Here is a 6058-nt window from a genome sequence, read left to right as displayed (position 1 = left end):
ATTCGTTCAGTTTTCAAAGGTCTACATTGTTTGTCGCTTTGTTTCAGCAACTTTTATATTTTAACAGCTTGCCTAGTAAATGTCAACAACTTTTTTGGAGTTCTTTCGAAGAAGTTGTCATCATTGCTTTATGCGACTTTGATAGAATAACGTAAAATTACTTATCTGTCAACACAAAATTAGGTGTCCCAAAAATATTGTTTTATCGTTTCAGAACATAAAATAATATAACAGTTTTATATAGTCCGGTCAATGAAAATATGGCGATTTTATCTGCTTTTTTTCAAAAGCGATGGATAAATGTATATATTGGTTTTTTGTTCGTTTTTTTGTTCTTAAAGGCACGTTTTACATCCTGTTCAGGGATTATTTTTCGTCATTTTATTTTTGATTTTTCCTTAACTCATGATGTTGCCTTTCGCCTTCCTATGATTTCTTTGGTAAAATAGTAATGTATTTATTTTTATATGGACGGAGGAACATTTAATGAAAGTACTAGTTGCAGATGATGACAAAGAAATTGTCGAACTATTAAGTATTTATTTGCATAACGAAGGCTATGAAGTCGTAAAAGCATATGATGGGAAGGAAGCACTGAGCAAACTTCGAACTACGAATGACATTGATTTACTTCTATTAGATATTATGATGCCAGTAATGGATGGTATGCAAGTTGTAAAGGAATTAAGGAAAGAATCACAAATCCCTATCATTATGTTAACAGCTAAGACAACTGATATGGATAAAATTAAAGGGTTAGTTGCTGGTGCTGATGACTATGTAACAAAACCGTTTAACCCTTTGGAAGTAATGGCAAGGGTTAAATCTTTATTGCGTCGTACAAAGATGCATGTTGCTGAAGACCAACCCGATATACTTGAAATACAGTCATTGATAATCAATAAAGATTCACATGAGGTGAAGACAGTTGATGGAAAAGAAATTCAATTAACTGCTTTAGAATTCGGTATTCTATATTTACTAGCAAGTCATCCAAATCGTGTTTTTAGCGCGGACGAAATTTTTGAACGTGTATGGAAACAAGAAAGTATTGTCTCAGCAAAAACGGTTATGGTTCATGTCAGCCATTTACGTGATAAGATCGAAGAAGCGACCGATGGTGAAAAAGTGATCCAAACAGTTTGGGGTGTAGGTTATAAAATAGATGCAAAATAATTCGGAAAAGAAAAGGCGTATCACACTCACTTCTAAGGAAGTGAGTGAATTAATCGCTGAGGGAATCGTTACCGTCATTTTATTGCTTCTATTAAATGTAGCAATTATGGTTCTTTTTACTCAAATGCTCAATAACTCGCCTGATTTAACCGATGCCATTTATCGTTCAAAAGACATTTTTGCCAATAACCTTGGCAGCGACATTTTCTGGAGTGGGCGAAACTTTGTTATTCCTCTCTTTCTGGTTATTGATGTACTCGTCGTTTTTTGGCGTTTGATTCGACGATACAGGCAAATGCAACTACGCCACATCATCAATGAATTACATTATATTGCTAACGGGAATTATGATTATCGAATCCCTTTCGAGTTAAGAGGAGACCTTAGCAAAGTTGTCGACAGTATCAATGGACTAGTAGATAGTACCGTAGCTGCTATTGAAGATGAACGAGAAATTGAAAAATCTAAAGATGAATTGATTACGAATGTTAGTCACGATATTCGCACACCATTAACTTCAATTATTGGCTACCTCGGTTTAATTGAGGATAAGCAGTATCAAAGTGACGATGAGATTCTTAAATATACAAGTATTGCCTATAAAAAAGCTAAACAAATGAAATCCTTAGTAGAAGATTTATTTGAATACTCTAAAGTTCGGCAACCTTCAGTTCCTCTAAATAATGGTTCCTTCGATATGGTGCAGTTATTAGAACAATTGGCAGCTGATTTTGAATTGGAAGCAAAGAAAAAAAATATTCATATTCAAGTTAATACGAATGAAAATCAATTGGTAATGGATGGCGACACAGAAAAACTTGTACGAGTCTTTAACAACCTAATAACCAATGCATTAAAATATGGTTCTGAAGCCAATCTAATTGTGATTGAGATTGAAAAAGCAAAAAATGAAGCCGTCGTTACAGTAAAAAACAATGGTACACCGATACCTAGAGAAGCTTTAGACCAGCTATTTGATCGTTTTTATCGAGTTGATGGCTCCCGATCACAAGAAATTAGTGGAACTGGATTAGGTTTAGCTATTGCACAAAATATCGTCAATCTTCATGGTGGCTACATTTACGCTCAGTCCACTGATGAATGGACTTCCTTCATTATTCATTTGCCGCTTTATATGAATCAAGTGAAGTCATCTCCAGATAATCATTGACTTTAAATTTTTGTTTGCTTATACTTGTCTCAATAAGATATGCAGGAAACCAAGTACGTAGGTTTGTTTTTTTAGAGAGTTGATGTCTGGTGAAAATCAACAAAACAACTTAGGGAATCCAGTTTCATAATCTGCGTTTTTTGAAAGAAAAACCGGGTGACGTCGATAACCGTTAATCAAGTGCAGCTTAGGCTGAATTTGGGTGGTACCGCGAAATTCAATACCGTTTCGTCCCTGTTTAAGGGATGAAACGGTATTTTTTTATTTTGAAGGAGGAGAAACAATGTTAGATGTAAAAATGATTCGCAATAACTTTGCTGAGGTAAACGAAAAATTAGCGACACGCGGTGTAAAAAAAGAAGTTTTAGAACGTTTTCTAGACTTAGATGAACAACGCCGGCAATTACTGGTCAAGACAGAAGAATTAAAAAAATATCGCAATGAGGTTTCAAACGAAATTGCAAAATTGAAACGTGAAAAAAATGACGCAGTTGATAAAATTGCTGAAATGAAAGAAGTCGGAGTAAAAATTAAAGGATTCGACACTCAAGTAACTGAAATTGATGCACAATTAACTGAGATTGCAACGACTTTGCCAAACCTGCCACACGATTCTGTGCCGATTGGTGATGATGAGGAAGATAATGTTGAGGTCCGCCGTTGGAGCGAGCCACAACAATTTGCTTTTGAACCAAAACCACATTGGGAGGTTGCCGAAAATCTAGACATTCTCGATTTTGAACGTGGTGCTAAAGTTTCTGGAAGCCGTTTTGTTTATTACAAAGGGTTAGGTGCTCGTTTGGAACGTGCTGTTTATAACTTCATGCTAGATGAACATGTCTACGAACAAGGTTATACTGAAATGATTACACCATACTTGGTAAATAGTAAATCAATGTTTGGTACAGGACAATTTCCTAAATTTAAAGAGGATGTCTTCCAAATTGAGGATCGTGATCTGACGCTGATCCCAACTGCCGAAGTGCCATTGACGAATTATTATGCAGATGAAATTTTAGATGGCAAAGATTTACCGATCTATTTTACAGCCCTATCTCCTTCTTTCCGTTCTGAAGCTGGTAGTGCTGGCCGTGATACCCGAGGCTTGATTCGTTTACATCAATTCCATAAAGTTGAGATGGTAAAATTTAGTGATAGAGATTCTTCATACGACGAATTAGAAAAAATGACACAAAATGCGGAGATTCTTTTACAAAAACTAAATTTACCATACCGTGTCATTACTTTATGTACTGGCGACATGGGCTTCTCAGCTGCTAAAACCTATGATATTGAAGTGTGGGTACCTGCTCAAAACACTTATAGAGAAATCAGCTCTTGTTCAAACTGCGAAGATTTCCAAGCGCGTCGGGCGATGATTCGTTACCGTGATAATGAGGGAAAAGTTCAATATACTCATACACTAAATGGCTCTGGTTTGGCCGTTGGACGAACAGTAACCGCGATCTTGGAAAACTACCAAAATGAAGATGGCTCAATAACAATTCCAGATGTGTTAGTTCCTTATATGGGCAATGTAAAAACCATCAAAAAAGAAAAATAGCCTTTCATAAAAAACAGCGACCTCGCAAAAGCGAGGTCGCTGTTTTTTATGAAAAAGAAAATCTATTTGAACTAGTCTTCCTTATTGTTCTACTGAGTAATTAGGTGCCTCTTTAGTAATTTGAACATCATGAGGGTGAGATTCTTTTAAACCATTACCACTCATTTGAACAAACTGTGCGTTTTCCCGCAGATGTTCCAAATTACCAGCTCCAACATAACCCATCCCAGCTTTTAAGCCGCCAATCATTTGGAAAATAATATCCGCTGCAGTTCCTTTGTAAGCAACTCGCCCTTCAATACCTTCTGGAACTAATTTATTCGCCTCATTGACACCACTTTGGAAATAACGATCACTTGAACCTTTTTCCATTGCGCCTAATGAGCCCATCCCACGATAAGTCTTGAAGCGGCGACCTTGGTAGATTTCAAATTCACCCGGAGATTCATCGGTTCCCGCTAACATTGAGCCCAACATAACTGCATGTCCACCCGCCGCCAACGCTTTTACTATATCTCCAGAATACTTGATCCCTCCGTCAGCAATAATTGACTTGCCATATTGACGTGCAACAGAAGCTGCATCATAAATGGCAGTTAATTGTGGAACTCCAACACCAGCAACAACTCGCGTAGTACAAATTGAACCTGGTCCAATACCAACTTTTACAACATCCACGCCAGCATCATATAAAGCCTTTGCTCCTTCAGCCGTTGCAATATTTCCAGCAATTAAAGTGGCTTCGGGGAATGTTTCCCGGATTTCACGGATTTTACGTAAAACACCCGCACTGTGTCCATGGGCAGTATCAATTATGATGGCATCGGCTCCTGCTTTTAGTAGAGCTTCTGATCGCTCAAAAGTATCACTAGTAACACCTACTGCCGCGGCAACTAATAATCGACCATGTTCATCTTTAGCCGCATTTGGAAACTCGATAACCTTTTCAATATCTTTAATTGTAATCAATCCACTTAAGCGGCCTTCTTCATCTACGATAGGCAATTTTTCAATTTTATGCTTTTGCAATGTTTTTTCTGCATCCTGCAACTTCGTACCTATCGGAGCAGTCACTAAACCTTCTTTGGTCATAACTTCGTGAATTGGAATATCGTAATTTGTCACAAACCGCATATCTCGGTTGGTAATGATACCAACAAGTTTGCGATTCTCCAAAGTTTCTACGATCGGAACCCCACTAATCCGGTAACGACTCATTAAATCTTCAGCGTCTTGTACTTTGTGTTCTGGTGTCAAGAAAAACGGATCAATGATTACGCCACTCTCTGATCGTTTTACTTTACGAACCTCATCTGCTTGGGCAGCAACACTCATATTTTTGTGAATAACTCCAAGACCACCTTGTCGGGCCATTGCGATTGCCATTTTACTATCTGTTACCGTATCCATACTCGCACTCATCAAAGGAATATTTAATTTGATATTTTTTGCCAGTTGTACACTCATATCCACTTCGTTTGGCAGTACATGACTCTCCGCCGGAATCAACAAAACATCATCAAATGTCAGACCTTTTTTTGCAAATTTCGTTTCCCAATTAGACATTGTTCGTAACCACTCCCCAGAATTATTTTTAATAAAAAAACTAACAGAATGAACGAGTGAAGTCAACATCTTGTGCTGAAATCCTCATCTAACCTTTATTTTTCTGAAATTTCGAACCATTTTCCGATCAAATCTATCGTTATCTCAGTTTTTTCTTCAATAATTTGATAGGTTGTTTGATTGGTCTTGTTATCACGAATTAAATAGAAACCATCCTTATTTGAGAAATCATCCAAATGGATTACCGTATATTGATCATCGATTTGTTGAATCTCCTTAACTATACCCCTTAATAGTAATTTAGCTTGATGAATATTTTTTTGACGTTTTTGTGCTTTTTCAACTGCGGCTGTTAACGTATAACCTTCATCTAGAAAATGCTTGATGATTTCCACTTTGATTACCATTGGTAATTTAAATTTTCGATTACCATTTTTTTCACCCGTTGATTCAATATAACCTTTTTGTTCCCAATAACGAATTTGCCGTGGTGAAACGCCAGTTACTTTACTTAATTCACTTATACCTACTAATAAGTCATCACTTTCTAGGAGCTGTTTTACCGTATCATTCTTCACAAC

5 protein-coding genes and 1 other annotated feature are annotated in these 6058 nt (G+C 36.9%); of the genes, 3 read left to right on the top strand and 2 right to left on the bottom strand.

Features of this window, described 5'->3' with window-relative positions; translation table 11 throughout:
* Positions 1–486 precede the first annotated feature (486 nt).
* The 3 genes from PGP85_RS10705 (at position 487) to serS (ending at position 3911) form a co-directional block, all read left to right on the top strand.
* Positions 487–1176 carry a response regulator transcription factor gene (locus tag PGP85_RS10705; protein WP_010742532.1) on the top strand — a complete coding sequence of 230 codons (690 nt, stop codon included), beginning with the start codon at positions 487–489 and terminating at the stop codon, positions 1174–1176.
* Positions 1166–2347: a sensor histidine kinase gene (locus PGP85_RS10700; RefSeq protein WP_010742533.1), complete on the top strand. Its 1182-nt coding sequence runs from the start codon at positions 1166–1168 to the stop codon at positions 2345–2347. Before PGP85_RS10705 ends, PGP85_RS10700 begins: the two co-directional genes overlap by 11 nt.
* A gap of 31 nt (positions 2348–2378) precedes the next feature.
* Positions 2379–2586: a binding site (T-box leader), on the top strand.
* 44 nt (positions 2587–2630) lie between these two features.
* A complete protein-coding gene (gene serS, locus PGP85_RS10695; protein WP_090404002.1) occupies positions 2631–3911 on the top strand; it encodes a serine--tRNA ligase in 1281 nt (426 codons plus the stop codon).
* Between the two features lie 81 nt (positions 3912–3992).
* Here the strand turns inward: serS and guaB are convergent, their stop codons facing one another.
* The gene (gene guaB / locus PGP85_RS10690) at positions 3993–5477 is read right to left on the bottom strand and encodes an IMP dehydrogenase (RefSeq protein ID WP_270327423.1); all 1485 of its coding nucleotides are present in this window, start codon (positions 5475–5477) and stop codon (positions 3993–3995) included.
* Between the two features lie 95 nt (positions 5478–5572).
* The gene (locus PGP85_RS10685; protein WP_010742536.1) at positions 5573–6055 is read right to left on the bottom strand and encodes a MerR family transcriptional regulator; all 483 of its coding nucleotides are present in this window, start codon (positions 6053–6055) and stop codon (positions 5573–5575) included.
* Positions 6056–6058: the final 3 nt, after the last annotated feature.

Source organism: Enterococcus malodoratus, assembly GCF_027659535.1.
GTDB classification, from domain to species: Bacteria; Bacillota; Bacilli; order Lactobacillales; family Enterococcaceae; genus Enterococcus_A; species Enterococcus_A malodoratus.
The sequence above is the reverse complement of the archived record's forward strand: the minus strand, read 5'-3'. Positions and strand labels throughout refer to the sequence as shown.